Annotated in this window: 31 protein-coding genes and 1 tRNA gene; 8 read left to right on the top strand and 24 right to left on the bottom strand. The window is 73.0% G+C overall.

Annotation, left to right across the window (positions count from 1 at the left end; genetic code table 11):
* Nucleotides 1-418: 418 nt before the first annotated feature.
* From IG88_RS0126325 to IG88_RS0126315, 3 genes are read right to left on the bottom strand one after another with little or no spacing between them, the layout of a single operon-like run.
* The gene (locus IG88_RS0126325; protein WP_037836674.1) at nt 419-1,735 is read right to left on the bottom strand and encodes an O-antigen ligase family protein; all 1,317 of its coding nucleotides are present in this window, start codon (nt 1,733-1,735) and stop codon (nt 419-421) included.
* Nucleotides 1,736-1,740: 5 nt separating this feature from the next.
* The gene (locus IG88_RS0126320; protein WP_031046066.1) at nt 1,741-3,183 is read right to left on the bottom strand and encodes a sugar transferase; all 1,443 of its coding nucleotides are present in this window, start codon (nt 3,181-3,183) and stop codon (nt 1,741-1,743) included.
* Nucleotides 3,180-4,436: a glycosyltransferase gene (locus IG88_RS0126315; protein WP_031046063.1), complete on the bottom strand. Its 1,257-nt coding sequence runs from the start codon at nt 4,434-4,436 to the stop codon at nt 3,180-3,182. The genes IG88_RS0126320 and IG88_RS0126315 overlap by 4 nt, the downstream gene beginning before the upstream one ends.
* Before the next feature lie 278 nt (nt 4,437-4,714).
* Between IG88_RS0126315 and chpG the strand changes: the two genes are divergently transcribed.
* From chpG to IG88_RS0126285, 6 genes are all read left to right on the top strand, one after another.
* Nucleotides 4,715-4,954: a chaplin ChpG gene (gene chpG / locus IG88_RS0126310; protein ID WP_031046059.1), complete on the top strand. Its 240-nt coding sequence runs from the start codon at nt 4,715-4,717 to the stop codon at nt 4,952-4,954.
* A gap of 285 nt (nt 4,955-5,239) precedes the next feature.
* On the top strand, nt 5,240-5,950 hold the full coding sequence (locus tag IG88_RS0126305) for a hypothetical protein (protein WP_031046056.1): 711 nt from the start codon (nt 5,240-5,242) through the stop codon (nt 5,948-5,950).
* 243 nt (nt 5,951-6,193) lie between these two features.
* Nucleotides 6,194-6,496 (top strand): hypothetical protein, encoded by a 303-nt coding sequence (locus IG88_RS0126300; protein WP_031046053.1) that lies wholly within the window; start codon nt 6,194-6,196, stop codon nt 6,494-6,496.
* A 111-nt stretch (nt 6,497-6,607) separates the two neighbouring features.
* The gene (locus IG88_RS0126295) at nt 6,608-7,123 is read left to right on the top strand and encodes a hypothetical protein (protein ID WP_031046050.1); all 516 of its coding nucleotides are present in this window, start codon (nt 6,608-6,610) and stop codon (nt 7,121-7,123) included.
* A gap of 127 nt (nt 7,124-7,250) precedes the next feature.
* On the top strand, nt 7,251-7,829 hold the full coding sequence (locus IG88_RS0126290; RefSeq protein ID WP_031046047.1) for a tyrosinase cofactor: 579 nt from the start codon (nt 7,251-7,253) through the stop codon (nt 7,827-7,829).
* Nucleotides 7,813-8,679: a tyrosinase family protein gene (locus IG88_RS0126285; RefSeq protein WP_031046045.1), complete on the top strand. Its 867-nt coding sequence runs from the start codon at nt 7,813-7,815 to the stop codon at nt 8,677-8,679. The genes IG88_RS0126290 and IG88_RS0126285 overlap by 17 nt, the downstream gene beginning before the upstream one ends.
* Nucleotides 8,680-8,843: 164 nt before the next feature.
* On the opposite strand, the gene IG88_RS0126280 is transcribed toward IG88_RS0126285, so the two are convergent.
* Complete coding sequence (locus IG88_RS0126280) at nt 8,844-9,119, bottom strand: chaplin (RefSeq protein ID WP_031046043.1); 276 nt, start codon at nt 9,117-9,119, stop codon at nt 8,844-8,846.
* A gap of 243 nt (nt 9,120-9,362) precedes the next feature.
* On the opposite strand from IG88_RS0126280, the gene IG88_RS0126275 reads away from it, so the two are divergent.
* Nucleotides 9,363-9,998 carry a DUF2087 domain-containing protein gene (locus tag IG88_RS0126275; protein ID WP_051852064.1) on the top strand — a complete coding sequence of 212 codons (636 nt, stop codon included), beginning with the start codon at nt 9,363-9,365 and terminating at the stop codon, nt 9,996-9,998.
* A gap of 43 nt (nt 9,999-10,041) precedes the next feature.
* On the opposite strand, the gene IG88_RS0126270 is transcribed toward IG88_RS0126275, so the two are convergent.
* A complete protein-coding gene (locus IG88_RS0126270; protein ID WP_031046039.1) occupies nt 10,042-11,040 on the bottom strand; it encodes a D-2-hydroxyacid dehydrogenase family protein in 999 nt (332 codons plus the stop codon).
* 79 nt (nt 11,041-11,119) lie between these two features.
* Nucleotides 11,120-11,195: transfer RNA gene (locus IG88_RS0126265), tRNA-Arg, on the bottom strand.
* 210 nt (nt 11,196-11,405) lie between these two features.
* Here IG88_RS0126265 and IG88_RS0126260 point away from each other — a divergent pair.
* Entirely contained in the window at nt 11,406-12,293 is an 888-nt protein-coding gene (locus IG88_RS0126260; protein ID WP_031046036.1) for an endonuclease NucS domain-containing protein, read from the top strand.
* 190 nt (nt 12,294-12,483) lie between these two features.
* Here the strand turns inward: IG88_RS0126260 and IG88_RS0126255 are convergent, their stop codons facing one another.
* From IG88_RS0126255 to IG88_RS0126180, 18 genes are all read right to left on the bottom strand, one after another.
* Nucleotides 12,484-13,866: a DUF317 domain-containing protein gene (locus IG88_RS0126255; protein ID WP_051852063.1), complete on the bottom strand. Its 1,383-nt coding sequence runs from the start codon at nt 13,864-13,866 to the stop codon at nt 12,484-12,486.
* A 57-nt stretch (nt 13,867-13,923) separates the two neighbouring features.
* On the bottom strand, nt 13,924-15,045 hold the full coding sequence (locus IG88_RS0126250; protein ID WP_031046030.1) for a DnaB-like helicase N-terminal domain-containing protein: 1,122 nt from the start codon (nt 15,043-15,045) through the stop codon (nt 13,924-13,926).
* Complete coding sequence (locus IG88_RS0126245; RefSeq protein ID WP_031046028.1) at nt 15,045-16,307, bottom strand: DNA cytosine methyltransferase; 1,263 nt, start codon at nt 16,305-16,307, stop codon at nt 15,045-15,047. Before IG88_RS0126245 ends, IG88_RS0126250 begins: the two co-directional genes overlap by 1 nt.
* A complete protein-coding gene (locus tag IG88_RS39100) occupies nt 16,304-17,176 on the bottom strand; it encodes a hypothetical protein (RefSeq protein ID WP_031046025.1) in 873 nt (290 codons plus the stop codon). Before IG88_RS39100 ends, IG88_RS0126245 begins: the two co-directional genes overlap by 4 nt.
* A gap of 120 nt (nt 17,177-17,296) precedes the next feature.
* Entirely contained in the window at nt 17,297-17,977 is a 681-nt protein-coding gene (locus IG88_RS0126235) for a hypothetical protein (RefSeq protein WP_051852062.1), read from the bottom strand.
* Nucleotides 17,978-17,985: 8 nt separating this feature from the next.
* The gene (locus IG88_RS43855) at nt 17,986-18,126 is read right to left on the bottom strand and encodes a hypothetical protein (protein WP_199807502.1); all 141 of its coding nucleotides are present in this window, start codon (nt 18,124-18,126) and stop codon (nt 17,986-17,988) included.
* A 17-nt stretch (nt 18,127-18,143) separates the two neighbouring features.
* Nucleotides 18,144-18,896: a hypothetical protein gene (locus tag IG88_RS0126230; RefSeq protein WP_031046021.1), complete on the bottom strand. Its 753-nt coding sequence runs from the start codon at nt 18,894-18,896 to the stop codon at nt 18,144-18,146.
* A 358-nt stretch (nt 18,897-19,254) separates the two neighbouring features.
* Entirely contained in the window at nt 19,255-21,051 is a 1,797-nt protein-coding gene (locus IG88_RS0126225) for a type IV secretory system conjugative DNA transfer family protein (protein WP_031046016.1), read from the bottom strand.
* A gap of 31 nt (nt 21,052-21,082) precedes the next feature.
* On the bottom strand, nt 21,083-21,460 hold the full coding sequence (locus IG88_RS44485; RefSeq protein WP_051852061.1) for a DUF317 domain-containing protein: 378 nt from the start codon (nt 21,458-21,460) through the stop codon (nt 21,083-21,085).
* The gene (locus IG88_RS44480) at nt 21,457-21,873 is read right to left on the bottom strand and encodes a DUF317 domain-containing protein (RefSeq protein WP_234332308.1); all 417 of its coding nucleotides are present in this window, start codon (nt 21,871-21,873) and stop codon (nt 21,457-21,459) included. Before IG88_RS44480 ends, IG88_RS44485 begins: the two co-directional genes overlap by 4 nt.
* A 5-nt stretch (nt 21,874-21,878) precedes the next feature.
* The gene (locus tag IG88_RS0126215) at nt 21,879-22,490 is read right to left on the bottom strand and encodes a hypothetical protein (RefSeq protein ID WP_234332306.1); all 612 of its coding nucleotides are present in this window, start codon (nt 22,488-22,490) and stop codon (nt 21,879-21,881) included.
* A 62-nt stretch (nt 22,491-22,552) separates the two neighbouring features.
* Nucleotides 22,553-23,386: a DUF317 domain-containing protein gene (locus tag IG88_RS0126210; RefSeq protein ID WP_031046008.1), complete on the bottom strand. Its 834-nt coding sequence runs from the start codon at nt 23,384-23,386 to the stop codon at nt 22,553-22,555.
* Complete coding sequence (locus IG88_RS0126205; RefSeq protein ID WP_031046006.1) at nt 23,383-23,727, bottom strand: hypothetical protein; 345 nt, start codon at nt 23,725-23,727, stop codon at nt 23,383-23,385. The genes IG88_RS0126210 and IG88_RS0126205 overlap by 4 nt, the downstream gene beginning before the upstream one ends.
* 44 nt (nt 23,728-23,771) lie before the next feature.
* A complete protein-coding gene (locus tag IG88_RS0126200; RefSeq protein WP_031046003.1) occupies nt 23,772-24,581 on the bottom strand; it encodes a DUF317 domain-containing protein in 810 nt (269 codons plus the stop codon).
* A complete protein-coding gene (locus IG88_RS0126195) occupies nt 24,578-24,967 on the bottom strand; it encodes a hypothetical protein (protein WP_031046001.1) in 390 nt (129 codons plus the stop codon). Before IG88_RS0126195 ends, IG88_RS0126200 begins: the two co-directional genes overlap by 4 nt.
* Nucleotides 24,968-24,997: 30 nt before the next feature.
* Nucleotides 24,998-25,165 carry a hypothetical protein gene (locus IG88_RS44475; protein ID WP_234332305.1) on the bottom strand — a complete coding sequence of 56 codons (168 nt, stop codon included), beginning with the start codon at nt 25,163-25,165 and terminating at the stop codon, nt 24,998-25,000.
* Between the two features lie 74 nt (nt 25,166-25,239).
* On the bottom strand, nt 25,240-25,440 hold the full coding sequence (locus tag IG88_RS44470; protein ID WP_234332303.1) for a hypothetical protein: 201 nt from the start codon (nt 25,438-25,440) through the stop codon (nt 25,240-25,242).
* 328 nt (nt 25,441-25,768) lie between these two features.
* Entirely contained in the window at nt 25,769-26,512 is a 744-nt protein-coding gene (locus IG88_RS0126180; protein WP_031045998.1) for a hypothetical protein, read from the bottom strand.
* Between the last annotated feature and the right edge of the window lie 25 nt (nt 26,513-26,537).

Genomic DNA, 26,537 nt, shown 5'->3' with positions numbered 1-26,537 from the left:
GGCTTGGGACGGGGTGGGCAGGCGGTGGTGTCTGGGTTCCGGGTTGTGGGTGGGGGGTTGGGGTGGGGTGGGCAGGTCGTGGCGCCGGATTCCGCCGGGCGGCCGGGGGCGGGTGCGTCGCCGTGGGCCGGTGTGCCGCCGTGGACCGGTGCGTCGCCGTGGGCGGGTGGGTCGTCGTGCGCTGGTGCATGGGCCGGCGTGCCGCCGTGGGTCAGCGTGCCGCCGTGGGCTGGCGCGTGGTCGGGGACGGGTGCGTCGTCGTGCGTTGGTGCATGGGCCGGTGTGCCGCCGGGGACCGGTGCGGCCGTGGTCCCGCCCGTGGCGCCGGCGCCGTCCGTGCCGGTGCCGGGCGACGTGCCCGTGGCGTTCTTCGCCCGGGGCGCGTTCGTGCCGTCCGCCCCGCGCCGTGAGGCCGTCGTCACCGCTCCGGTACCTCCTCCGCGGAGGAGCCCAGCGCCCACCAGGACGCCAGGCCGAAGCACACCGCCGTCAGGACGGTCGACGGGCCGCCGATATCGGCGTACGCGAAGTCGGTGAGCTGCCACACCAGCAGGCCGCAGGCGACGAACGCGCAGTCCGGCACCGCCCCCCGCGCCCGCCGTACGGCACACAGCCGGCGCAGTCCCAGCACGAGCAGCGCCAGCCAGCTCCCGGCGAGCGCGAGGAGCCCGAGCAGCCCCTGCTCGGCCAGCACCAGCAGGTACATGTTGTGCGGGGACAGCAGCGGCTGCCTGCGGTAGGCGGCACCCGCGCCGTCCGTCTCGCTGCCCGAGGACAGCGCCAGCGAGGCGTGCGTGTCGCGGTGTTCGGGGAAACCCTTCAGCCCCACGCCGGTCAGCGGGTGCTCGCGCCACATGCCGGCCGCCGCCGCCCACATCGTGTAGCGGTCGGTCACCGACTGGTCGGGCGCGTCGGCGACCTCCGTGATGCTGCCGACCCGCTCCTGCAGCATCGCCGTACCGACCCCGAACCCGCCCACCAGCACCAGCGCCGCCGCGACCACGGCCGCCCCTACCGCCAGCGCCCTGCGCACCCCGGCGAGCACCAGTTGCACGGCGCACGTCACCGCCGTGGCGATCCACGCCCCGCGGCTGAACGACACGGCCAGCGGCAGCAGCAGGACGAGCGCGCACCCGGCGGCGAGCAGGCGGTGCCGCGACGGTGTCCTCCCCAGCGCCAGCCCGACCGCGCAGACCAGCCCCAGGGAGACCACGGTCGCCATCCCCATCACGTCCTGCGGCCCGAACGTGCCCACGGCCCGGACCGTCTCCCCCTGGTAGGAGGCGCCGGTCCCGGTGACGTACTGGTGGACGCCGACCGCCCCCTGCCACAACGCCAGCCCCACCATCGACCAGGCCAGCAGCCGTACGCCGGCCCGGTCGCGGACGAGCAGCAGTACGGCGGCGGGGACCAGCACGAAGACCTGGAGGTAGCGGCCGAGTCCGGCCAGTCCCGATCCCGGCGACACCGCGCCCACCGCCGCGACGGCCAGCCCCAGCACGGGCAGGCCGAGGACGACGGCCGCCGTGCGGGACAGCGGGCGCCGCCGCTCCCGCACCAGCCGCAGCGCGCAGTACAGCACCGCCAGCGCCGAGACCGCGTCGGCCGGGTGCGCGCCGCCCCCGTCGTCCGCGGCGAAGGGCAGCGCGAGCAGCGCGACGACGGCGACCAGGGCCAGCACCGGCGGCAGCCGCCGTGCGCGCGCCGTCGGCCGCAGGGGCAGGGCCTGGGCCACCCGGGTCAGCTCCCCGTGGGACGCACGAGCGCGACGGCCGTGCGCAGCAGGATGCACACGTCCCGCCACAGCGACCAGTCGTCGATGTACGCGTTGTCGAAGCGGGCCCGGTCCTCGATGGAGGTGTCCCCGCGCAGCCCGTTGATCTGGGCGAGGCCCGTGATCCCGGCCGGCATCCGGTGGCGGGCGGCGTATCCGGGATGGCTCTGGCTGAACCGGGCCACGAAGTAGGGGCGTTCGGGACGCGGACCGACCAGGCTCATGTCGCCCCGGAAGACGTTCCACAACTGCGGCAGCTCGTCCAGCGAGGTGCGCCGCAGGAAGCGGCAGAACCACGGCATCCGGTGCTCGTCCGCCACGCTCCACCGGGTCGCCGACTCGTGCTCGTCGGCCGGCCGGTGGGTGCGGAACTTCAGCAGGGTGAACGGCCGGCCGCCCTCCCCGACGCGCTCCTGCCGGAACAGCACCCCGGGACCGCCCACCACCCGCAGCACCGCGGCGCAGGCCAGCAGCAGGGGGCTCAGCAGCAGCAACAGCACCCCGGACACGGTCACGTCCAGCGTCCGCTTGCCCGCGCCGCCCGGCCGCCGCGCCTCCGGTGCCAGACGCCGGCACGGGAAGGCGGCGATCCGGTCCCCCGCCGGGTACGAGGGGGCGTGCGCGGGCGTTTCGGCGTCCAGCTCCCACACCGCGCAGCCCGACTCCGCCAGCGACCGCAGCAGCGCCGCCTGCCGGGGCCGTACGGAGGGGGCGACGGCCAGGACGTCCCGGACGCCGTTCTGCACGACCGCCCGCCGCACCTCCTCGCCGGTGGACAGCACCGGCAGGCCGGTGGTGCCGGCCGGGTCGTCGGTGACGATCCCGACGGGCCGCACCCCGCAGCGCGGGTGGCGCAGCAGCGCCGAGGCCACCCGCTGCGCGGTCGCGGCCGGGCCGACGACCAGGGCCGTACGGGGGCGGTCCAGCAGCGCCGCACGGTGCCTGCGGTGCACGGCGGCCCGGCCGGCGCAGCCCGTCACCACGTGCAGCAGGAAGCCCGCGACCAGGGTGCGCCCGGACAGCGCGTACGACGGGACGTACGCCGCGACGAGCGCGGCCAGCACCAGCCACACCACCGCGATCCGGCCGCACAGGGCGGGCAGTTCGTCCAGCGCGCCGACCGGCCGTCGGTGCGGGCTCGGCCGGGGGCGCAGCAGCAGCGAGGCGGCCACCAGCAGGGCCGTGAGCCCCCGTTGGTGCGGCGCGCCGACGAGGACCAGCGAACCCGGCAGGGCCGCCGCGGCGTCCACGACGAGCAGCGACAGCGGGCCGCCCGGCCGCGACGCGGGACGACCGGAGGGCAGACGGGGACTTCCGGCGCCCTCGCGCGGCGGCAGCACCGCCACGGGGGAGGAACCGAGGCCGTGCGACTCGCCGGCGGGGGAGGGGACGGTGCTTTCCGCGGTCACGGGTGGGTGGTCTCCCTGCACTCGATGGGCACGACGGCCGACCGGCCCGCGGCCGCGGGCCCGTCACCGGGGAGGGGATGCGGTACGGCGGGCGGTCCGGTGCGCGCCCCCGGCCCTGCGCCGGCGGTGGGCGGTACGGCGTCGAGGAGGTCCTCGTACAGGGCCGCGACCGCCGCGGCCGTGTGCCGTACGTCGTGCGCGGACCGGACGTGCGCACGCCCCCCGCGGCCCAGCGAGGCGCGCAGTGGCGCGTCGAGCAGCAGCGCGGCGACGGCGCCGGCCAGCGCCGCCGGATCCCCGGGCGGCACCAGGCAGTGCGGCACGAGCGCGGGCGGCAGGGCCTCGCGGGCGCCGTCGACGTCGGTCACCACCACGGGCCGGCCGCAGGCCATCGCCTCCAGCGGGGCCAGCGCCATGCCCTCCCAGCGCGAGGGCAGGACGACCAGGTCGGCGGCCCGGTACCAGACGGCGGCGTCGGCGGCGGGGCCCGCGAGCAGCACGGACGCGGGGGACCGCGCGGCCAGCCCGGCGCGGTCCGGTCCGTCGCCGACGAGGGCCAGCCGGGCGTTCGGCACCCGGGCGAGGACGGACTCCCACGCGTCCAGCAGGACGTCCTGGCCCTTCTGCCGGCACAGCCGCCCCACGCAGACCACCAGCGGGGCGTCCGCGGGCGGGGCTTCTGTGAGCGGGGCGTCTGTGAGCGGGGCGGCGTCGAAGCGGGCGAGGTCGACGCCGTTCGGGACCACCGCCCAGGGCCCGCGCAGTCCGGCCCGCACACCCCGCAGCCGTTCCGCCTCGCTCACGCACACCGTGCGCGCCGTCCACCGCGTCGCCCACCGCTCCCAGCCGAGCGCGAGGCGCCCGGGAGCGGCGCCGACCGCCTCGAACGACCAGGCGTGCGGCTGGAACACGGTCGGGATCCGGCCCCGTACGGCGAGCCGCCCCGCGAGACCGGCCTTCGCACTGTGCGCGTGCACCAGGTCGGGCCGAACGTCCTCGACGACGCGGACGAGCCGCCGCACCTCCGGCACCACCGACGGGCCGGGCGAGCGCGTCGCGGGCCAGTCGCGCACGTCGGCGCCCAGCGCACGCAGCCGGTCGGCGAAGGCACCGGCGGGGCAGGCGACGGCGACGTGGAACCCGGCGGCGAGCTGAGCGCGCGTCAGGTCCGTCACCACCCGGGCGACCCCGCCGTCCACCGGCTGGGTGAGGTGCAGAACCCGTGGCCGTGAACCGGTCGGTGGCAGGTGCATGCGCGTTTCCTCGCTCACGGAGATTGCTCGGGACGGGCGGGAACGCGCCCGGCCGCGGGGCGCCGGCCGCGACGCGGCATACGGGTGCGTCGAATGGTGTGGGACTCTAGCTGCTATCCGTACTAATACGGTGAAACCGGGTAAGTGTGTTGGATTTGTGAAGCCCGCGTTTTCGCGGGATCACCCCTTTGGCGGCACAACTCGGGGCCGCGCCACGCGTTGACACTGCGCCGGGCAGCCGCCCGGATGTGTGTGACAACCCCAAGGAGCACTTCTCCATGTCGCGTATCGCGAAGGGCCTGGCCCTGACCTCCGTCGCCGCCGCCGCGGTGGCGGGCACCGCCGGTGTCGCCGCCGCCGACAGCGGCGCGCAGGCCGCCGCCGCGCACTCCCCGGGCGTTCTGTCCGGCAACGTGCTGCAGGTCCCGGTCCACATCCCGGTCAACGTCTGCGGTAACACCATCGACGTCATCGGTCTGCTGAACCCGGCGTTCGGCAACGAGTGCGAGAACGACTGACGTCGGCCCGCAGCTCGCCCCACCGGCCGTCCGCACCGCGGTTCCTCCGCGAGCGGGCGGCCGGTTCGCGTTGCCGCGCGCACGGCGCCGTGCCGCCCCGAATGGGGGGACCGTGCGGCGACACGGCACACGAACCTTGACACGGCGTCTCAGCAGGCAGGACGCGAGGCGGCAGAAGGGCGGAGGAAGGGCGGGCGGGCCGGCCGGGGCAACGTTCGGTTGCACGGCGCCGGGGGCGCTTCCACGGTGGGCACAAGATCCGACGCACCACCGAAAGGAACCCCCATGCGTCTGCCCGCACGGCGAATCGCCACCTCCGCCCTCTGCGCCGGCCTGCTGACCGGCCTCTCCGGCCCGGCGGTGATGGCGGCCGACGGCGCCCCGGTCCGCGAACGCACCCACACGTCGTCCCGCGCACCCCTCCCCGACGCGGAGGAACTGCAGAGCCAGGTCGCCGGTCTGGCCGGGCTGGGCGGAGTGCTCACGCCGGTCACCGACATGCTCGACGCCGTCCTCAAGGCGGACGACGGCCGGCTCTCCGCCGCGGACGCGGAGAAGCTCTCCGCCGCCGTCGAGGACGCCCTCGCCAAGGCGGACGCCGCGGACACGGACGCCGGCGGCACGGCGGCCACCCCCGGCACCGACACCCCGGCCGAAGGCGGGACCGACACCCCGGTCACGCTGCCGGCGCCCGTCACGGCGCCGGGCGACGACGGCACGGCGGCGGCCCCCGGGCTGTCCGCGGCCGGGCGGGCCGAGCTGCAGAAGCAGGTCGACGCCCTGGTCAAGGCCACCACCTCCGGCTCCGCCGACCAGGTGAGCCCGGCCGTCAAGGAGGTCGTGACCGGTGTCGTCAACGTGGTCGCCGCCACGCTGGTCGGCAACGGGCTGCCCGCCGCGGACCTGGCCGGCCTGCCCGGCGTACCGACCGCGCCGGAGGCCGAGGCCCCCGACGCCACGACTCCTCAGGCGCCCGCACCGGCCGACCCCTCCTGACGTCCCGTCACCCCCTACCGGGGCGTCCCGGCCGTCGCGGCTCCCGTTCACCGGAGCGGCGGCGGCCCTTTCGGCTTCTCGGGGTACGGCCGTCCGGGTCCGCCGTCCGGGTCCGCCGTCCGGGTCCTTCCGTCCGGAATCTCATATGTCTTCCGGACGGCGGAGTTTCCGGGTCCGGCGCAGGTCGTTAGGGAGGGCGTCAGCAATCCACCGGTGACCCGGGTCGCCGAGGAAAGGAACACGATGAAGTCCCTCAAGGCCGCCGCCGTCGTCGCCGGGTCCCTGGTCGCCGCAGGCTCCGCCGTGCCCGCGTTCGCCTACGACGCCGCCGACACCGCCGCCCTCACGCCCACCAGCCTCAACGGCGCCGTCAACGCGCTGACCGCGGAGCCCGTCGACATCATGCCGGTCAAGCACCAGTCGGACGCGCGGAGCAACGTCCTGGACACCGAGAACAAGGACTCCGTGCTGCACACCGTGAAGGGCGCGACCGGCAAGCTGAACTCCGCGAACGGCCTGCTGGGCGGCCTCCCGCTGGGCGGCTGAGCCACCCCGGCCGCCCACCGCCCACCGCCCGCCTGCTCCACCCCGCCCCGCCCCCGTCCTCCGCCTTCCCGAAGCCGTACCCCCGCCTTCTCGAAAGGGACCGTGCCTGTCATGAAGCCGACCACCCGACGAACCCTGGCCGCAGTCGTCACCGGTGTGGCCGCCGCCGTGGGCGCGGCGGTGACCCCCGCCGCCGCGGCCACGGCCGTTCCCGTCCCGGTGCCGCTGGGCGGTGCGGAGACGGCTCTCGGCATGGAGCTGCCGGAGGTGGCCGGTGAGGTGCCCGTGCCGACGGCGGGCGCCCCCGAGGGCCCGCGGTACGTCGAGGGCCGGCTGCTGCCGGAGCGGGCGCTGCCGCAGGTGCCGGTGCGCGGCGGGCTGCCCGGCGTGGACCTGCGTCAGCCGCTGCCGCACGTCCCCGGCGACGGCTTCGACCACGCCGGCCTCGACGCGCCCGCCGCCGACCTGCGGACCCTGACGCCGGGACTGTCCCTGGACGCCCCGCTCACCGCCCCGGACCCCGGCGCCCTGGGCCTGCCGTCCCCCAAGCTTCCCGAGGCGGGCGTGCTCGCCCCGGTGCTCCGCACGGCCCCGGTGGCCGACCTGGGGTTGGGCCCGGGGCTGTAGGCGCGCCGGTCCCGGCGACCCCCGCCCGGCGGAGCGGCCGTGCTCCGACTGGCCCCGTGTGCGGTGACCACGGGGCCCGCCGTGCGGTTAGCGGTGCGAACCGACGCAACCGGACGAGGAGTGGAGCATGGTCGTCAACACGGGCACCAGAGCGAACGACGCGGCAACGGGCGGCGCGGAACGGGAGCACGGGGCAGAGGGAGAGGGCCCGGTGACGGGACGGCCGGTGTCCGGCACCCGGCGGCAGATCGTGCGGGGGCTGCTCGCCCCGGCCCTCGCCGTCGGCCTGGCGCCCCTGATCGCCGCCTCCCGGCCTCCCCGGGCCACGGAGTCCGCCGCCGGCGCCGACGGCGTGACGGGACCCGAGCACCCCGCGCACCCGGAGTCGCAGTCCGCCGAGTCCGCCGGAGGCGCCGCCTTCGACGAGACCTACCGCGGGCGGCGCATCCAGGGCATCCGCTCCGCCGGGGGCCGGGCCGTGGGCGCCGGTACCTGGCACGTCACCGTGGACGGCCGCCCGCTCCACCTCATGCGCCGCGCCGACGGGAGCTGGCTGAGCATGGTCGACCACTACCGGTCCTACCCCACCCCCCTCGCCGCGGCCCGCGGCGCCGTCGACGAACTCGGCCCCGGCGAGCACCTGCGCGCCGACGCGTCCGCCGGCCACGACCAGCACTCCGGGGGGCGGCATGGCGTACACGCGTAAGGACGTCAGCACGCTGACCCGCAGCGAGAAGCGGCGGTTCGTCAACGCTCTGCTGGAGGTCAAACGACGCGGCGAGTACGACGAGTTCGTGCGCACCCACATCGAGTACTACGTCTCCGACGGCGACAACGGACTGCGTACGGCCCACATGGCGCCGTCCTTCCTGCCGTGGCACCGCCGGTTCCTGCTGGACCTGGAGGAGGCGCTGCGCCGCGTCGACTCGTCGGTCACCGTGCCGTACTGGGACTGGACGAAGGACCGCAGCGCCAAGTCGACGCCCTGGACCGACGATCTGCTGGGCGGCACCGGGCGGCGGTCCGACCACCGCGTCACCACCGGCCCCTTCGCCCACGCCGGGGGCAACTGGACCATCAAGGTGAACGTCACCGACACCAAGTACCTCACGCGGGACCTGGGACGCGCCGGCAACCCCCTCGACCTGCCCACCAGGAGCGACCTGGAGTGGGCGCTGGACGACCCGAAGTACGACACCTCGCCCTACGACTCCACGGTCCGCAAGGGTTTCCGCAACAAGCTGGAGGGCTGGGGGGCCGGCCGCGGCAGCGCCTCCTGGCACAACCACAACCGGGTGCACCGCTGGGTCGGCGGGGCCATGGTCGGCGGCGCCTCCGTCAACGACCCGGTGTTCTGGCTCCACCACGCCTTCATCGACCTCCAGTGGACCCGCTGGCAGGCCCGGCACCGCGGCGCCCGCTACCTGCCCGCCGAGCCGCCCGGCCGGGGCAGCGCGCAGCGCGGGCGGATCGTCGCGCGGCACGAGAAGCTGCCGCCGTGGGACGTGACGCCGGACGAGCTGGAGGACGTGGGCCGGATCTACCGGTACGCCTGAGAGCGGCCGTTCCCGGTCCGCCTGAGAGCGGCCGTCACCGGTCCGGTCCGGCCCGGGTCTGGGCCCGGCCCGCGCCCGGGTACGTCCCCGGACAAGGCAGGAGCCCCGGCCGGGAAGGCCGGGGCTCCTGGAGCTCTTGGGAGCTCCTGGGGTGTCTGGGGCTCTCAGCCGCCGTAGCCGCCGCCGTGGCCCTCGTGGCCGCCGTCGTTCACGCAGGCGTTGCCGAAGGCCGGGTTCAGCAGCCCGATCACGTTGATGGTGTTGCCGCAGACGTTGACCGGCACGTTCACCGGGACCTGGACGACGTTGCCGGAGGCGACACCGGGCGAGCCGACGGCCGCACCCTGCGCGCCCGCGTCCGCCATGGCCAGGCCGGCACCGCTGAGCGCCACGGCACCGGCACCGAGGGCGACTCCGGCGGCCTTCGCGATGCGAGACATCACGTTCTCCTTCTGACTCGGGGAGCGCGGCGGCAGGACGCGCCGCCGCACTGCCGGTTCAACGCCCCCGGGCGCGGCCGGTCACGGGGGGAATGCGTGGATCACCCTTTTTGAGCGCGAGGTGCGGTGCCGGTCCCCGTGTGCCGGCGCCGGTGCGGGTCCCGGCGGTGCGGGTCCCGGCGGTGACGGCGGCGGCCGGAAAACCGTTCCCGCTCGCGCCGGTGCGTCCACTAGCCTCCCGGCATGTCGAACGACCGATCCGACTCGTCCGCCAGGGCTTCCGGGCCGTCCGCACCGTCCCCGTCGACCGCACTGGCCGCGCTGCCCGCCCTCTTCGCCGAGGAGAGCCGGGTGCGGGCCTTCGCCGCCGTGGCGCTGGGTGCGGGCGATGCCGCAGGTGTGGCCCGGGTGGCCGGCCTCTCCGCGAAGGAGGCGGCCGGTGCGCTGCGCCGACTGCGGGACCAGGGCGTGGTCGCGTCCGGCGCGGACGGCCTGCTCGTCGTCGCCCACGAGCGCTTCCGTGAGCTGGCCCGCGCGGGCCGGCCGGCGCCGGGGGCGGCCGGTGACCTCGCCGCCGAGGGGGACGACGGCCCGGCCGCCATCGTCGTGCGGACCTTCGTCAGGGACGGCCGGCTGGTCCGGCTGCCGGCCCGCTGGACGCGCAAGAAGGTGGTGCTGCGGTACATCGCCGAGCAGACCTTCGCACCCGGCGTGGAGTACCCGGAACGCACCGTCGACGAGAAGCTGCGCGCCTGGTGCGAGGACGGGGAGGTCGACCATGTGACGCTCCGGCGCCACCTGGTGGACCTCGGCCACCTGCGCCGGAGCGAGGGCGTCTACGTCCGCCCGGCGGACTCCGTCCGGGCGGGCACGGCCTGAGAGCCCGGTCCCTGCGCGGGGGCGCGGCGCCTTGCCCCCGTCCCTACGCGGGGGCGGAAGCCGGGGGGCCCGGGGCGGCGGGCACGGGAAGGCGCCGTACGGGGGTGCCCGCGAGGTGGGCCCGGATCGCCTCGACGGCCTGGCCGTAGTAGGTGGCGTAGTTGGCGCGGGACACGTAGCCCAGGTGCGGTGTCGCGAGCAGGCGCGGCGCGGTGCGCATCGGGTGGTCCGCGGGCAGCGGCTCGGTGTCGAAGACGTCCACGCCCGCCCCGGCGATCCGGCCCTCGTGCAGCGCGGTCAGCAGCGCCTCCTGGTCGACGATCGCCGCCCGCGAGGTGTTGACCAGGTAGGCGGACGGCTTGAGCAGGGCCAGTTCGGCGGGGCCGAGCAGGCCGCGGGTGCGCTCGCCCAGGGCCAGGTGGACGGAGACGAAGTCGGCGGTCCGCAGGAGCGCTTCCTTCGAGGGAGCCAGCTCGACGCCGGCCTCGTCGGTGCGCTCCCGGGTGAGGTTCTGGCTCCAGGCGCTCACCTCCATGCCGAAGGCCAGGCCGACCCGTGCCACCCGGCTGCCGATCCTGCCCAGGCCCAGCAGCCCGAGCCGGCGGCCGTGCAGGTCGGCGCCGAGCGTCTGCTGCCAGGGGCCGCCCTCACGCACTCCCGTGGCCTCCGGGACGATGCCGCGGGCGAGGCCCAGCAGCAGGGCCCAGGTCAGCTCCACGGGCGGGGTCGAGGAGGAGGCCGTACCGCAGACGGTGACGCCGTGCGCGTCGGCTGCGGCGTAGTCGATCACGCTGTTGCGCATGCCGGAGGCGACGATGAGTTGCAGCCGGGGCAGCCGGGCGATCAACGAGCCGGGGAACGGCACGCGTTCGCGCAGCGTGACCACGATGTCGACGTCGGCGAGCGCCGCGGCGAGGGCGTCCTCGTCCGGGTAGTGGGTGTCGTGCACGACGACGTCCACGGCATCGGCCACCGGCGACCAGTCGGCGACCTGGGTCGCCACCCGCTGGTAGTCGTCCAGTACGGCACAGCGCAGTCGCACGGCGGCGGTCCCTCTCGCCGAAGGGGCAGTGGCGGCGGCCGGGTCCAGCGACGGCCGACCGCCTGACACAGCGGCACTGTGGCGCCCCCGGCAGGACTCGAACCTGCGGCCAAGCGCTTAGAAGGCACGTGCTCTATCCACTGAGCTACGGGGGCTGACCTGCGTAAACGCAGCTTCCTAGCGCTGCCCCCCGGGGCCCGGGGGACACATGGGGGAATCGTAGATCCCTGGCGGCCGGGGGACGCGAGCGGCCTCCGGCCAGGCCGTACGTAGGATCTCACACCATCTTCACGCCCCCGAAGACCTTCGCGGAAACAATCCTGCACCTCATCGGCGTTGATGATCTCCGAGCCGAGGAGGGGAAGGTGTCGGGCCTGAAGCTGTTCAACACGAAAGGCGGCGTGACCGAGGTCACGCCGCGTCTTGCTGCGGTCGAGGCGGATGTGCAGGACCTCGTCGAGGCGCACATGGAGGAGATGCTGGGCGTCACGTTCCTCGCGAGCGAGTACGTCATCGACTGCGTCGACGGCGGACGCATCGACTCGCTGGGCATCGACGAGAACGGGGCACCCGTGATCATCGAGTACAAGCGCGGCACCGACGCAGGCGTCATCAACCAGGGCCTCTACTACATGGCCTGGCTGACGAACCACAAGGACGCCTTCCGGAACCTGGTCCGCGACCGGCTCGGGGTGACGGCCGCGTCCCAGATCCTGTGGAGCGCACCGAGGCTGATCTGCGTGGCCGGCGACTTCACCCGCTACGACGCGCACGCCGTGCGCGAGCACCGGCGCTCGATCGACCTGGTCCGCTACCGGTACTTCGGCAGCGATCACTTCGGCCTTGAGACCGTGGCCTCGGTCACCGGGCACTCGGCCGAGGCCAAGCGGGTACGCCGGCGTACGGCCGGGGCGCCGCCGGCCGGGAAGCAGGGCGGTGCGATGGCTGAGCTGGCCCAGGCGGTCGACGAGGCACTGGTCGGACTCGGTGACGGCGTTACCCGGGTGCAGCGCAAGCAGTACCGCGCCTACCGGCGGCTGCGGAACTTCGCCAGCGTCTGCCCGCCGCAGCAGACCAAGATCCTCGTCTACCTCAAGGCCGACCCGAAGGAGGTTGACCTCGTCCCCGGCTTCACCCGGGACGTGACGGGCCTCGGCCACCACGGCACGGGGGACCTGGAGCTGCAGCTGCGTACGGAGCGGGACCTGGAGCGCGCTGGAGACCTTCTCCGCCTCAGCTACACCGCGGGCTAGAGATCTTCGTAGCGGCGCCGGTGCGAGCGGAGTGTGGAGTTGTGGGCTGTCGTCGTGATGCTGCCTTTCGACGTGACGGGCAGGAAGTGGCGGTGGACCACTAATGGTGCGGAGGATCCCCGGTTTCGCTAACCGGGGATCCTCTGCTATGTATCGCCCTGCTGATGCTGCACAGGGGCCAGGGAGGGGTTCACCGACTTCGCCCGGGAAGGTGCGCTGCCGGGGGCGGTACGGCTACCGGAGCGGGCACCGGTGTCGTGCGGAGCGCCGAAGCGTCAGGTGAGGCTGGAAGTACGAGGCGGGTGCCCTGGCCCTCGGCCATCTCGAAGGCGATGTACTGCACCAGGTCGGCCGGGGCCTTCGCGGACAGATGCAGTGCCCAGGTGGGCTGGTGGACGGCGTGGCCGCCCCAGATGATCCATGTGGGCAATGGGCTGTCGGCCCTCTGGGCGGCGAAGGCGTCGAACTGCACGCCGCCTGCCTGGGCACCGGGAGCTTCCCAGGTGATGTAGCGTCCGTCGACGGTGTGCTTCCAGTCCGCGTCGGCGAGCGGGCTGGTCGCCTGGGTGATGGCGGTCTCGGTGATGCTGCTGGAGAGACCACGGCCCCAGGCGTTCTCGGCGGCTACCGCGTCCAGCAGAGCGCTCACGATCGCGGCCGGCGTGGAGGCGGTGGCTGTGCCGTGCCAGAGCCGTTCGCTGACCGGCGTCTCGTAGGCCGCGAAGGTCCACTTTGTCTCGCGGCCGTCGGCCTCGTGGTCGAAGACTGCACGCAGGGTCAGGGACTCGTGATTCGCCACGGTCGTGGAGTCCTCCCAGGTCCTGTACTTTTCCCACTCACCGTGTTCCTTGAGGAACTTGTCCAGCAGTGCCTCGTGATCGCCGGGGTCGGCTGCGTACACCGGCACCAACTCCGCTTTCGCCGCTGGCGCGTCAGCGGCGCCGGCCGCCCTCGGTGTCGACATGCTGGCGAGGGCCTGGGCCGCCTGCCGTTCGGTGTCGGTGGGCGGCGGCGGGCCGGGGCGGACGGCATCGCCGTGCAGGCGCTCGAAGTCGGCGATGGCTTCGCCTGGGGTGTCGTAGGAGCGGCTGACGACCCGCAGGTGGTCCTCGCCGTGGAGGTGGACGCTGTCGGCGTGCTGATAGGTCCCCACGGCGACGGTCGTGTGTCCGTCGTGGGCGTGGAGGTGGATGGTGAGGAGGCCGGAGGCGATGTCGTCGTGGATCTTCTGGGCTTCGGCGGATACGAGCCGGATGCCGTCGCGGTCGAGCCACGTCATCGGGTGGTTGGCCCAGGTCCACTCAGTGTCGATCTCCTCCTGCAGCTGGTCGGTGATGTCGACGGGGGTGCCGGCGTCGCGCAGGAGGTTGGCGGTGATGTTGGCGTAGTACGGCTCTTCGTGGTCGATACGGACGAGGAGCATCGTGTCGTCGCTGACCGGCCGGAAGCCTTCCAAGGCGAGGGTGGCGCGGGCGGTGTGCAGCGTGCTGCCGGTGAGGGTAGCGACGACGGCGCTGGGGTGCTGGGGGTGCAGGGCGAGGTGAACGTGCGCGTCGGGCGTGGTGTCGGACATAAGGGGCTCGTTTCGCCGGTCCGGGCCGAAACGGAGGTCGGCCCGGACCCGGGGGTTCTAGCGGGTGGCGCGGACGGGGGCTGGCGCGGTCCGCGGTGGCGGCCCGGCACGAGGGGCAGCCGGAGTGCGGGCCGGGCGCGCGGTGCGCGGCGTGGCCGGGCTGGTGGCCTGTTGCCAGCGGGAGCGCACGGCGGTCAGCTCGGCTAGGGCCCGCCGGCTGCCGGTGATCAGCTGGTGGGGGCTGTTGGCCGGGTCGTCGGTGAGGGCGGCGATTCGGGCGGCGACGGTCTGCGCACGGGAGAGCAGAGCGCGCTGAAGGACCTTCTCGCCCCAGTGCTCGGGTGAGCCGACCGGCGTGGAGACCAGGGCCAGCAGGTCCGCGGGGGTGATGTCGTGCGCGAGCAGGCCGCGGTGCTGGGCTTCCCAGAGCACGGTGATCGGGTCGACGGCATTGCCGCGGTGCGTAAGCGCGGTGAGGCACTGCCACAGCGCCGCGTGCAGGGGCAGCGCGAAGTCCTCGGGCACGAGCCAGCGCATCTGGCTGGTCTCGGCGGGATGCGCGGTCGCGGTGGCGATCAGGAGGCGTTCCTCGTCGAGGGCTTCCTCGCTGGTGTCCCTGGCGGGTGCCGGCGGTAGCGAGGTGCGTGGCAGGGAGCCGGGGTGTGGGGCGAAGCGGCCGGAGAGGTCGTCCAGGAACCGGGTGAGGGCGTCGGCCTGCTGGACGGTGGCCTTCGCGCGGTGGGGCAGGGTGGTGTCCACTGCGGTCTGGGCCAGGCGTCCGGCGTGGATGCGCAGGCTGCGGCGGGCGTGGTCGGCGCGGATCATCCGGGCGTACGTGGCCGCATGCTTGGGCCAGGGGCAGACCTGGATGAGGGTGTGCAGGTAGGAGGCGGTCAGCCCGGGGGCGTGGGGGCGGGCCGCGTCCAGGACGGTGTTCAGCCAGGCCGGGCTCGCGCGGTGCTGCTCTGGGTCGGGGGCCGGTGCCGCGCGCATGGCGCGGAAGAGTTCGCCGTGAGCGTGGTTGGAGAAGTGGCCCGGATCCAGCGGTCCGATCTCGTCGAGGCGGTGGGGATCCAGCAGGACTGCGCCGAGCAGGGACTGTTCGGCGTAGTGCACGGGTGGGGGCGGTGGAAGGCCGTCGAGGTCGTCGTGCTCGTCGGAGGCGGAGGGAGGGGGCATTAAGCGGCCAGGGTGAAGTCGTCGGGGGTGAGGGTCTTGCCGAGGTGCGGTGCCAGCAGGTGGGCTGCGAGCCGGGGCGGGACCGCGTTGCCGACCTGGCTGAAGATCTGGCCCTTGTTGCCCTGCCAGGGGTAATCGGCGGGGAAGGTCTGCAGGATCCCGGCCTCGGCGGCGGTGATCCGGATCGGGCCCGGGGGCGGGACGGCGCCCGGGGGTGTGGAGGCGGTCGGCTCGGCCTGCCACACGCATTCGTTGGCCCGGTGGCCGAAGAACAGGGTCCCGGCCGGCTCATCGATCGTGCGGACGGTGGCGTTGGCCTGGTTGTTGTTGCGCAGGGACCACGACCATCGATGTGTTTCAGCGGTGAACGTCGGGGTGGGTGTGTCGGCGGACCGGTTCTTCCGCGTTCCGTGCCGCGCGGCCCAGCCCGCCCCTTCGCGGCGGGGCTGCGGCACCACCGGATGCGGCGGTTTCCATGTACCGCGGTCGCGGGCGTCGGTGAGGGTCTTGCGGGAGCCGGAGGGGAAGGGCTCGGGGCCGCCCCCTGGTCCGCCGCCGGCACACACGGTGGGGACTGGGCCGTCGGTCCTGCCCCAGCCCAGGGCTTCGGCCATCGACACCCACCGTGCGCGGCCGGGACCGAACAGCGATTCGGGCTCGGCGATCTGGGCGTGCGTGGGCGGTGGCGGCTCGGCGATACGGACGCGGGAGGCGAGGAGGATCGCACGACGGCGGGTCTGGGGGACGCCGAAGTCGGCCGCGTTGAGGATCCCGGTCCACACCGAGAACCCCCAGGTACGCAGTACGGCGGCGTACTGCTTCCACAGGGGCAGGACGTCGGGGACCTCCTCCATGGCTACCCACTCCGGCTCGCCTGCCGAGTTCAGGGCGTGCAGGTAGCGCATGGGTTCGGCGGCGAGGAGCGAGCGTTCGTCGCGGCAGGCGGCAAGGAGTTGTTCGCGGGTGTCCAGGCCCTGGGCGAGATCGGTGACGGCCTGGTGCACCAGGGGCTGGTCGACGAGCCCGAGGCGTTTGCCGGCCATCGACCACGCCTGGCAAGGCGGGCTCGCGATCAGCCCGGTGGTCCTGCCGAGGAACGGCCAGACGGGATAGGCCGCGACGTCGGTGCGGATCGTCAACTGCCCCGCCGCTGCACGGGTTTTGCAAGCCCATTCGTCCCATTCCAGGCCCACGTCCCGTGCACCGAGCACGGTCAGGGCATGGCTCCAGCCCCCCGGACCAGCGAACAAATCAAGTATCAAGAGGCCAGCCCGAAGTCGTTCTGGGCCGGCTCGACTTCACCGCGGCAGGCCCATGGGGAGCAGCCGTCGATAACGCCGTCTTCCAGTTCCTGGGCGTCTGCTTCGCTGTTGCCGAGTTCCTGCTGCAGGGCGGCCCATTCGGCGGCGGTGACGTGGTCGATCGGCGCCTGGTCGAGAGGCACGCGCGAGCGGTGGAGGAATGCCTCGCCCAGCAGGCGGTTCCCGGTTGCGTTGGCGCGCGCATTTCCCTTCCGGATGGCCGCGTCGAAGGCCACCACATCCGCCCACTCCTGCGGCGAGGAGTCCCGTATGGATCTCCACTGCGCGTTTCCGTGAAATGGGCACCCAAGGCAGCTCGATTTTGGGGTGTCCGCCAGCCCGAGTGACGTCAAGTACCTCACGCAGTCGGCTCTTGACCAGCCCATATCAATGAGCGGATGGCGGTTCCGCATGTATTTGACATCCGAGTCCTTGGCGCGGTGGAATTCGTCGGTCGAAATGCCGACCCACTGTTCCACGTAGACGTCTCTCGGGATGCGAGCCGGATAGGGGTACCCGAGGAGTTCGCGCACCTTCTTTTTCAGGGGCTTGATTTTATACTCGCCAGTACATTGGCGCCTGGTCATGCCAGGCTTGCCATCCTTGTTCAGGATGTAGAGCGGCATCGATGCGAAGCGGTGATTCGGGTCGAGTGCGTCCTTTCTGATGTTCCCAGAGGAGACGCGCAGAACGGGTATTCCGGCCGGTGCAGCAATGTCGCGCTCCAGTCGGTCGAGGTGCCGATAAACGGCCTGCGGTTCCCAGCCGGTATCGGCAAATATTGCGTAATCGACCCTGGGGAGGATGCCCTTGGCGGACAGGGCGAGCATGGCACTGGATTGAACTCCAGCACCTAGAGAAATGCATGTAAAGGTGGGAGATTGGGAAATGGTGCGTCCTTGAGGATGGGGCGGGGAAAGGAGGAGGCTCAGGGCCGCGGACGCCGCCCGCTATCGGTGGGCGCGCGGCATCGCGGATGTCGTGGCCGCGGGCGCAGCCGCCACGGTGGGCACAGGAGCAGGGCGGTGCTGGGCCAGGGCACGCTGCCCCTGCTCGGTGACTGTGATCCCCTGGCCGACGAGCAAGGACTTGCCGGTTTCCGCGGTGACCAGGCCGCGCTTGGCCAGGGCCCGGAAGGTGGCGACGGGAATGCGCGAGCCGTTCTTGGCGATGACGCGGGCGACCCCCTTTCGGGCCCCCTCACAGAGCTGCCCGCCGCCCTGAGCCAGGGCCTTCAGCGCCGCGTGCTGGGTTTCGTTCAGCCGGGGCAGGGCCTGGTGCCCGGCGGCATGCGGTGGGAGGGGTGCGGCGGCTGGCACGCTGTTGCTGATGCTGGTGGCGAGGTAGTGGCAGGCGGTCGCCCCCACGTCGAGCTGCAGCGCAGCGTCCTTGAGGTGGCTGTTCATACGGGGGATGGCCTCGGAGTGGCGCGCCGCGCGGACCTGGGCGTCGTCGGCCGACTGCCCGTCGAAGGGCGCTCCCTCGTACGGGTTGGCGGAGAGGGCCTCGGCGAGGTCGGTGCAGGCCAGGGATGCGCCGGCGACGGTGGCGGACAGGGCCTCCAAGCCGGCTCGGCTGCCAGTGAGGCTGGTGTAGGCACTGTTGTCCAGGGCCGTCAGGTGCCCGAGCACGGTCGCGGTCAGTTCCTGGGCCTGACGCAGCGCAGTGCGTCGGTGCCGGGGGCGTAGGAGAGGTCGCGCCCGCGGTCGTGCAGTTCCTCGAATCCCCGGGCCAGGAAGCAGAGTTGTTGCGTCTGTTCGTTCAGGTCGAGCGGGGGCATGGAGCTCCGGGAGGGGATCAGCGGCCTCGGGCGGCGGTCTGCGTACGGGGCGTGGGCCGGGGCGAGCGGCCCGCTGGGGTGGCTGGGGGCAGGGCGAGGACGGTGGCCAGGACCGTGACGCCGGCGGGGGTGAGGTGCACACGGTCCTGCGGTGGTCCCCCGATGTATGCGGGCGAGGCCGACCTGGCCTTGCGCGCGATCAGGCCCTTGGACTCCAGGGACCGCACCGTGCTGATCAGCACGCGTGCCGTGCGGTGGTGGACGTACTGCCGCTCGGCAGAGCCCGTGACCACGACGTGGCCACGGACGATCTCGTGCAGAGCCGTGTGCTGCGCGGCGGAGAGCGATTTATCGGGCGGTGCGGCGCTGCTCCAGTGCCGTCGCCGTATCTCCCCGGCAACCCGCGTCGCACTGTCCAGGACGGCTTCGGGGGCCAGAGCGGTCAGCTCACGCGCCATCTGAGGGCCATGCCCCGCGGAGGCCGTGCTCAGGTAGGCGAGCTGCTTGAGCCGGACAACGGCGTCGGACAACTCGGCGCTCGCATAGAGCCGTTCGTCGTGAAGGGCCTTGATCGCGGCGAGAGTCTCGGTCACCAGGCCCTGCGCAGCCTCTACGTGCGAAGCCGGAACGGGCTCGGCGCTCTCGGTGAGCAGGAGGTCGAGCGTGTCGTTGTGCTGGGTGTAGCGGTCGGCGAGGGCGAGCAGACGCTCGGTGGGCGTCGGTGGTGGGGGCACCTCGAACAGCAGCGCCTCGGCGGGTGGCTGGGTCATGGCCGAGAGCGGTGTCGAGGGGCGGGCGCGGAGGACTGCGCTGGTGCGACGGCGAGCGGCGGCGACTGCTCGGCTGGAGTTCGCGGCGCTGCCGCAAAGGAATTGAGGACCGCGGTCACCTCCGCGATATGCCGGGTACAGGCGAGAGCCTGCTGGTTCGTTGTGAGGTGGGTGATGGCCCGCAGCGTGACCTCGGGGTCGCGGTTGCCGCATTCGAGGCAGCAGCGGTGGCGGGGGTTCCAGTCGTCGGGGACGTCGTGGATGTGCGGCATAGGAGGTTCCAGGGGGTTGATGCTTGGCGCGCAGAGGGGAAAGAGATGGTGGGGACGCCGGGCGGATCGAGGGCGAGGGGCGAGCCCTACGCGGCGGGGCCGAAGTCGGACTGCTTGGGGGCGGCCTTGGCGACGGCTCGTTCGGTGATGCCGTCCGAGGCGCGCTTGGAGGCGGCGGACAGCTCGTCGGCGCCGGGCTCGAGGTACCAGGGGCGCAGGTCGAGCATCGCGACGCGCATGCCGGTGGCGAGGCAGAGGGCGGTGCCCTTGGGCAGGGCGCGGATGGCATCGGCGGCCATGATCCGTTCTTGCCGCATTGACACCGAGGTGGACTTCCCCGAGTCGGAGATCGAGGTCGACTTCGTCTCCACGTCGTGGTCGCCGATCAGCCTGCTGAGCTTGTCGGCGAAGTCAGGGTCGTCGATGCCGGAGCCGATGACCTTGATGGTGGAAGCGGACCACATGGCGTCCATGCCGGCGTCTCCCCAGACTTTCTGACCCTGGCGGTAGGACTGCAGGATTGTGATGGGGATGATCCCGCGGCTGCCGAGGTGGGAGTACAGGTCCGGAAGATCGCTGATCTTGCACACGTTGGCGGCCTCGTCGAGGATCGCGAGCATCGGCGGGTCCAGTCGTCCGCCGGCGCGCTCGGCCTGGGCGGTCGCGGCCCGCATCACGGCGTCCGCGCACGCGGCGATGAGCGCCGAGGCGCCGCCTCCGCCGTCCTTCGACAGCAGGTACAAGGTGTCGGTGGAGGTGACGAACTCCTCAGGCCGGAACTCCTCGACGTCCTTCTGCGGGGTTACCCACGCGGCGATCTCCGAGTTCAGCAGAGCGGCGGCGTACTGTCGGGCGGTCTCGTAGATGCCGTCTCGTGTTTCCGGCGGCCCCTCGACGGTGCCCTTGAGCTGGGCGGCGACCGCGGTGAAGCCGTGGTCGCGCAGGATGTCGAGCGGGGTGCGGTCGGCGGGGAAGGCCAGCCACTGCATCACGTCGGTGATGGGGCGCTCGTCGAGAGCGGCGGCCAGAAAGAGCTGGGAGAGGATGTTCGATCCGGCCTTGGACCAGAAGTCGCCCTGCTGGGAGGCGTCCACGCTCGCGGCGAGGAAGTGCGAGGCGAGACGACCTGCTCCGTCGAGAGTCTTGGCGGTGGCGAGGGGGTTCCACCACATCTCACGTTTGGCGTGGGCGATCTGCTGCGGGTCCATCGACCAGGTCCGGCCGACCTTCGCTCGGGCGTCGATCGTCGCGGTGAAGGCGTCGCCGGCCGCCTTGTTGGAGGTCAGGAGTACGGGGCCGGGTGCGTTGAGGATGGAAGGGATCGCCAGGGATGTGGTCTTGCCGGAGCGCGGCGCCATGATCGCGACGGCAACGTCCTCGTACCCCATGCGAACTTCCGCCCGGGTTCCCTGGAGATTGCCGAGGAGGATGCCGGTGTCCTTGGCTTCGATGTGCTTGGCGTCCTTCAGGCTGGGGCGCAGGGAGCGTGCCTTCGCCTCGATGGCCTTGGCCATCAGGGGCTCGATGTCCTTTTGCTTGGCCATGCCGTCGATGCGCTTCTTGCGCCCGCCGCTGCCGCCCGTGTGGCGCTTGACCAGAACGGCGGCGGTGATGCCGAGCGCGAGCATGACGGCGCCGGGCAGGATGCGGGTACCGATCAGCAGGGACGTTTCTCCCAGGTCGGGCCAGAGCTGATCGGGATGCAGCAGGGCCTGGACGGGCTGGTAGGGGGCGCCGGGCCCGGAGCCGGTGGCCCAGGCGGTGATCTGGCCGCCGAGCCAGGCGAGGTTGGACAGGGGGACCGCGACGGCGATGGCCCCAAGAAGGATCTTGAAGGCGATGTCCGTGGCGTCGGTGGACTGGGGGGAGGAAGGCTGGGGCAAGAGGGCAGTTCCAGAGGGGGGTTGGGGCCGGTCAGCGGGCCCGGCGCGGCTTGGGTACGTGCGGTCCGCAGGGCGGCGTGGCTGGTGGTGTCGGGGTGTAGCGCTGGGCGAGGGCGGTGGTGCGGTGCTCCAGCGCGAAGGCAACGGTGTCGGCGCTCACCCGGCCCGTGCTGGTGCGGCCGTGCGTGGCCGCCAGGTGCGGGACGCGGTGCGGTTCGCGGACCAGGGGCGTTTCGTCGGCCAGTGCCCCGAAGAGGGCGGCGACCAGGTGAGGCGGGGTGTTGCCGTCCAGGTAAGCGCGCCAGAGCGTGGGCAGGTGAGGGACGGACGTCTCGACGAACCAGTTCTCGGTGCGGCCGTCTTCGCGGACGAGGCGGTCGACGCAGGCCAGGCCGTCGGGCGAGGTCATGCCCGCGGTCGACGTACGATCGTCGTGGTGGCGGGGAGCGTGCCAGCCCGCCGCGCGCAGCGTCTCGTAAGGGTCGCCGGGCGTGGCCGGCGGTGCGGTGGGGCGGTGAGGGCGTCGGTGACCGCGGCGATGATCTCGACCGGAGTCTGGGCGTCGAAGGTGACCGACCAGGCCCGCTGGTCGCCGTGGTGCGCGTGGCGCAGGGTCCACCACGGCTCGGCCGGGTCCGGATCCGGGGCGATGCGCAGTTGGGCGAGCTGGTCGGGGCTGGTCAGGATGACCCGGGGCACGAGCGGATCCTCGGCGGTGCTCCAGCGGCAGGCGCGGTGGAGTGGGACGGTGACCCAGGCCGGGTCGCCGGGGCCGGCGAGGTAACGGGGTGCGACCAGCGCGATGTCGATGTCGTGCGCCACGCCGGTCACCTCCGGGCCCCGGAGGAGGGCGCCGCGGCGACAGCCGCCGGGCGTGCGTGCGTCGTGGCTGAGGTCAGGGCGGGTGAGCGCGGTGGGAGGTCCTGGGCGACGGCCTGGATTTCGAGGATGGCCTTGCCGTGGCTGGCCCAGTCGTCGAGGTAGGACCAGGCTTCCTCGTTGCGTTCGGCGAGCGCGTCGTCGTACGCGAAGGTGCCCGGCCGGGCGGTCGGGGGCAGCGCGTCACGGGCTTCGAGCCATTGCTGCTGCAGGGCGCCGAGCTGCTTGAGGGCGTGATCGAGGACGCCGAGCTGCCAGGGCCAGCGGGACTGGATGTGCGCGGGGTTGAGCTGCTGCACCTGGATTTCGGCGGTGGCCAGCAGGTCCTTGGCGAAGGACCGGACGCGGTTGAAGGACCGCCAGGTGTCCGCGTCGCGTTTGACGGCACGACGGCTGTGCTCGTCGTCGTCCAGGGGCCAGCCGTGGAGGTCGCTGTGCTCCTCTCGCCAGGCGTCGAAGTCGGCGAGGATCTGCTCGCTCTCGCGCAGAAAGAGGGCGAGCTGGTGCAGGCGCTCGCGGTGGATCTCATCCGGGCTGTTGGTGGGGGCGGTTGGGGACAAGAGCGCTCTCAGACGAAGGATGGAACAGGGGGGTGAGCCGGGCGGGAGTGCCGCCCGGCTCGTCAGCGGACCCGGCCGGGGGCGGGAGCGGCCGGTGCAGGCAGGGGTGCGGGCCGGCCCGTGGTGAGCGCGGTCTTGCGGCGGGCCTTGCGCGCAGCGGCCCGGATGGCCTTGAGGCGCACTTCGTGTGCGGCGGCGAGCTGCTCGCCCTGCGGACCGCGCTGCTCCTGGGTGACCAGGTGGGAGTGCGGAACGTCGTACATGCCGCGCTGGACGGGCTCGCCACTGGCCAGAGCGGTGGTGAACGCGGCGATCAGATGGGGCGGCATCTGGTCGTCGAGGTAGGCGTGCCAGATGCGCTCGAAGCCACCGCCGCCGCCTGGCAGGGCTGCCTGGGCCCGCCAGTGGAAGGTCTCACCCGGCTCGACGGACCACCGCTCCAGGCTGAGGATGCCATCGGGGTGGCGGGCGGTCTCGTTGCCGTGTACGTCGCGCTCGTACGACCAGCCCGCCGCGGTCAGCGGCGACCAGATCGGCGGCGTCTGCTCGGGAGCGGGCTCGAGCAGGGCGTCGGTGAGGGGGGCGAGGATCTCCACGGGGGTGTGCGCGCCGAACTCGGTGTACCAGCGCCGGCCGTCCTCTTCCTGGCCGCGGATACGCCACCATGCCCCGCAGGGCTCGGGGTCGGGCTCCAGCACCACGCTGTGCCGGTGGTCGGGGCTGACCAGCAGGACGTGGGGGAAGGCTGGGTCGGAGCGGTTCGCCCAGCCCGCGGCCCGCAGCGCCTCGGTGATGTGCCTCGGGTCGCCGCGTCCGGCCAGGTGACGGGGCTGGGTCTCGAACCAGATGGTGTCGTGCGGGGAGTTGGCGCGGGTGGGCAGGTAGGGGTCGGTCATCGCCCCGGAGCGCCGGTCTGCGTACGCAGTCGCTGCACATCCCAGTGCAGGATGTGCCAGTCCGTGAACTCCTGGGCGGCTTCGCGGAAGGCTTTCATGAGCAGGCGGGTCTCGTCACTCACGGGGTATGCGGCCTGCTGGCCGATGAGGTGCTCGGTGCAGCGCAGGGCATCGCCGAGCAGCATCGGGACGCCGTCGTCCTCGTCGAGCAGCGGCGCGAGCAGCGGCAGCACGTCATCGAGCGGAGGATGCGTACGGAGGTAGGCCGCGAGGCCGGCGAGAGTGCTCGTGGCCTCACGGATCTGGTCGGGGGCAGGGGCATCAGGGGCGTGGTGGGGCAAGTCAGAGTGCTTTCGGTGCGAGGAGGGGAACGGTGGAGGGGCGGTCAGCGGCGGGCGCGGGAGCCTGCCTGGGCGAACGGGCCGGCGGCGGGTGTCTGGCGGCGGGGCCGGGTGGTGGCCCAGGAGTTGCGAGCCCAGGTGGCGGCGCGAGCAGCCCGGACGCGGGCCTGCTGCCAGGCGGACAGCTCATCGGGCCGCACCGACACCGACGTGGTGCGGATGCGAGTGGACGGCGGCACGTGGCCGCGCGGGCGCATGACCTGCTGCGGGTCGGCCAGCGCGGCGCTGAACGACTCGATGAGGTGCATCGGCGTGGACGCGGTGAAGGTGGCGTCCCAGATCCGTCCGTGCTCGTTGCGGGCCCCGGCCCACCACACCGCCTCGCCGGGCTGGGACTGGTGGAACTGGACCCAGGCACCGCCGTCGGGACTCATGGCGGTGAAGTGCTGGCCCTGCTCGGTCTTCCAGCGCTGCTCCTGCAGCGGCGCCCACACGTTGGGCGCGTGCGCGGAGCGGGGCCGGGTGAGGGCGTCGGTGAATCCGGCGACGATCTCCACGGGGGTCTGGCGGCCGAAGGTCGCGTGCCAGGCTTCCTGGCCCGGGGTGGCCTTACCGGAGATCGTCCACCCGCCGGGCTGGATGAACGGGTCGTACCCGATGCGGACGGACTTGTCCGGGCTGTCGAAGACCAGCGGACCACCGGTCTTGGACTTGTCCGTCCAGCCGGAGGCACGCAGGAAGTCGGCGACGTGGCGGAGATCTCCGCCACCGGCGAGATAGCGGGGCTCCACCAGGTAGTGCTGCTCGGCCTGTGGGACGCCGGCGCCCCAGCCGGTCCACTGCTGCTTCTTCACCGGCTCCTCCTGACGACCATGGCGGAGGCAACCGGCTTGGGCGGCAGGGGACTCGCCGTGGCGGATGGTGCCCCGAGCTGCTTGATGGCCCCGGCGTGCTCGTCAAGGTCCATGCCAACGCTCGCCAGTTCGTTGGAGGCCCGGCCCATGGCGAGCCACACCTCGGGCGGGAGCATCCCGCGGTGGGCCTGTTGCTGGGCGAACCGGGACCCGGTGCCGATCAGGTCGGTGACCCGGGCCAGGACGCCGTCTTCGGTGTCGAGGACTTTGCCAAGGATCTCGGCCGCTTGGCGCGGGGCGGCCTGGTCGAGGTGGTCGTCCAGGGTCTTGATCAGGCTGGCGATGTCCTCGGCGAGGCGTACGGGATAGGACGACGGGTCGGTCATGAGCCTCCTGGGGACGAGGGAGAAGTGTGGTCAGCGGCGGCGGCCGAGGCGGCGAGCCTCACTGTGAACGGCCTCCGGCCGGGCGCCGGTCAGAAGGATCGGGTGTTCACGGCTGCCGACGACGACGGAGCGCAGGTAGCGGCGGAACAGAGCCGCGGCCAGGCGCGGCTTCCGGCTGGCGGTGATGGGCGGGGGCATGCGGTCGGGTGCGGGGATGTGCGGACTTTCTCGGTGGTAGGGCCGGCCCCTTCCGGGGCCGGCCGGTGGGACGTTCATGGGGAGCGGCGCATGCGCTGGTCCTGTGCGGCTGGCGGACCGGGAGGGAGGAGAGTGGGGGGTTTCTGCGATGCGGCGGCGAGTGCGGCCCGGTAGGCGGTGCCGCCGATGACCGTGTCGATCGACACCCGGTATCCGGCTCCGGTCAGCAGGGGGACGGCGCGGTCGGCCATCTGCTTCAGGCCGATCTCATCCATCTGCTCGGGGACTTGATGCCATTCGTCGTTCTCTTCGGGGGCGCAGTGCCGTTCGAGACCGAGGCTGTCGAGCAGTCCGAGGAGGTGTTCGGGGGGCGCCGGTGCGGCTGTCGACGTAGATGGTGCCGTCGCGGTGATAGATCAGCACGTCCACGTCGTGCTCGTCGGCGAGCGTCATGGGCGACGGCTCCGGGTGGGGTTACCGCCGGGCCGCGAGGGCGGCTCAGCTCGGGGCCTTGGGCGCGGGCTGGCTGCCGGGCGTGCGGCGGCGGGATGACGGTGATTGCGGATGTCGGGTCCCCGGTGATGTCACGTAGTCGAGGACTGCTCATCGAGTGCGGGCCGCGGGGGCTGCCGTCGGGGCCGGGGCCGGAACCGGCGCGGTCTCCAGGGCGGGCTTGGCCGGCGGGAGCCGCACGCTGACGCCGATGCCGAGCCGGTCCAGCTGCGCGGCTGCCCGCTGGATGGCCTGGGCCTGCCCGGCGGTGTCATCGCCGGGCAGCACGAAGACGTCCTGGTCCTGGTCGTAGATGCAGCCGTTGTCGGTGAGGATCTGGGCGGCCTCGGGCCGCTCGGGCTTGGTGACGTGGAAGTCCCGTCCGGTCATGGTGATCACCACGAGTTCGGGGGCCGAGGCCGCGGACATGCGAGCGGCGTTGTCGTGGACCTGTGCGAGGGCCTTGTCGTAGCGGGGCAGCAGATCGGTGGTGATGTCCTCGGCGGCCCGGGCCGGATCGTCGGGGACGGCGATGCCGTCGGGCTCCCGTACGGTGCGGAAGGCTTCCGGGCGGATGCCGGCGGGAGCCATCGCGCCGACGAAAAACTCCTCGCCGTGGCGGGGGCGCGCGATGACATACAGGCGGGTGCCGTCGTCGCGGGTGAGGACGGCGTCCTGGTCCAGGACGTGTTCGGCGATGGCGTGGGCGACCAGGTTCATGTCCCAGACGTGTTCGGCACGGGCGAACTGGTCCGGGTACTGCGTATGTGTCTGGTGCTCGCTGGTCCAGTTGCCGGGGAGTTCGTCGGCGAGGGCGATGGCGAAGGAAGCGAGATCAGGGGTGGGATCGGGCATGGATTCCTTGGGGGCGGGGGTCAGA

The sequence above is a fragment of the Streptomyces sp. NRRL F-5650 genome, assembly GCF_000721365.1.
In the GTDB taxonomy this organism is placed as follows: domain Bacteria; phylum Actinomycetota; class Actinomycetes; order Streptomycetales; family Streptomycetaceae; genus Streptomyces; species Streptomyces ardesiacus.
Note: the sequence above shows the minus strand (reverse complement) of the source record. Positions and strands in the feature narration are given on the sequence as shown.

Excerpts from the sequence above, each read along its gene's own strand:
- IG88_RS0126315 (WP_031046063.1), bottom strand. The coding sequence starts at position 4,436 with ATGCACCTGCCACCGACCGGTTCACGGCCACGGGTTCTGCACCTCACC.
- chpG (WP_031046059.1), top strand. The coding sequence starts at position 4,715 with ATGTCGCGTATCGCGAAGGGCCTGGCCCTGACCTCCGTCGCCGCCGCC.
- IG88_RS0126305 (WP_031046056.1), top strand. The coding sequence starts at position 5,240 with ATGCGTCTGCCCGCACGGCGAATCGCCACCTCCGCCCTCTGCGCCGGC.
- IG88_RS0126300 (WP_031046053.1), top strand. The coding sequence starts at position 6,194 with ATGAAGTCCCTCAAGGCCGCCGCCGTCGTCGCCGGGTCCCTGGTCGCC.
- IG88_RS0126295 (WP_031046050.1), top strand. The coding sequence starts at position 6,608 with ATGAAGCCGACCACCCGACGAACCCTGGCCGCAGTCGTCACCGGTGTG.
- IG88_RS0126290 (WP_031046047.1), top strand. The coding sequence starts at position 7,251 with ATGGTCGTCAACACGGGCACCAGAGCGAACGACGCGGCAACGGGCGGC.
- IG88_RS0126285 (WP_031046045.1), top strand. The coding sequence starts at position 7,813 with ATGGCGTACACGCGTAAGGACGTCAGCACGCTGACCCGCAGCGAGAAG.
- IG88_RS0126280 (WP_031046043.1), bottom strand. The coding sequence starts at position 9,119 with ATGTCTCGCATCGCGAAGGCCGCCGGAGTCGCCCTCGGTGCCGGTGCC.
- IG88_RS0126275 (WP_051852064.1), top strand. The coding sequence starts at position 9,363 with ATGTCGAACGACCGATCCGACTCGTCCGCCAGGGCTTCCGGGCCGTCC.
- IG88_RS0126255 (WP_051852063.1), bottom strand. The coding sequence starts at position 13,866 with ATGTCCGACACCACGCCCGACGCGCACGTTCACCTCGCCCTGCACCCC.
- IG88_RS0126250 (WP_031046030.1), bottom strand. The coding sequence starts at position 15,045 with ATGCCCCCTCCCTCCGCCTCCGACGAGCACGACGACCTCGACGGCCTT.
- IG88_RS39100 (WP_031046025.1), bottom strand. The coding sequence starts at position 17,176 with ATGCTCGCCCTGTCCGCCAAGGGCATCCTCCCCAGGGTCGATTACGCA.
- IG88_RS43855 (WP_199807502.1), bottom strand. The coding sequence starts at position 18,126 with ATGCCCCCGCTCGACCTGAACGAACAGACGCAACAACTCTGCTTCCTG.
- IG88_RS0126230 (WP_031046021.1), bottom strand. The coding sequence starts at position 18,896 with ATGACCCAGCCACCCGCCGAGGCGCTGCTGTTCGAGGTGCCCCCACCA.
- IG88_RS44485 (WP_051852061.1), bottom strand. The coding sequence starts at position 21,460 with ATGACCTCGCCCGACGGCCTGGCCTGCGTCGACCGCCTCGTCCGCGAA.
- IG88_RS0126210 (WP_031046008.1), bottom strand. The coding sequence starts at position 23,386 with ATGACCGACCCCTACCTGCCCACCCGCGCCAACTCCCCGCACGACACC.
- IG88_RS0126195 (WP_031046001.1), bottom strand. The coding sequence starts at position 24,967 with ATGACCGACCCGTCGTCCTATCCCGTACGCCTCGCCGAGGACATCGCC.
- IG88_RS44475 (WP_234332305.1), bottom strand. The coding sequence starts at position 25,165 with ATGCCCCCGCCCATCACCGCCAGCCGGAAGCCGCGCCTGGCCGCGGCT.
- IG88_RS44470 (WP_234332303.1), bottom strand. The coding sequence starts at position 25,440 with ATGGATGAGATCGGCCTGAAGCAGATGGCCGACCGCGCCGTCCCCCTG.
- IG88_RS0126180 (WP_031045998.1), bottom strand. The coding sequence starts at position 26,512 with ATGCCCGATCCCACCCCTGATCTCGCTTCCTTCGCCATCGCCCTCGCC.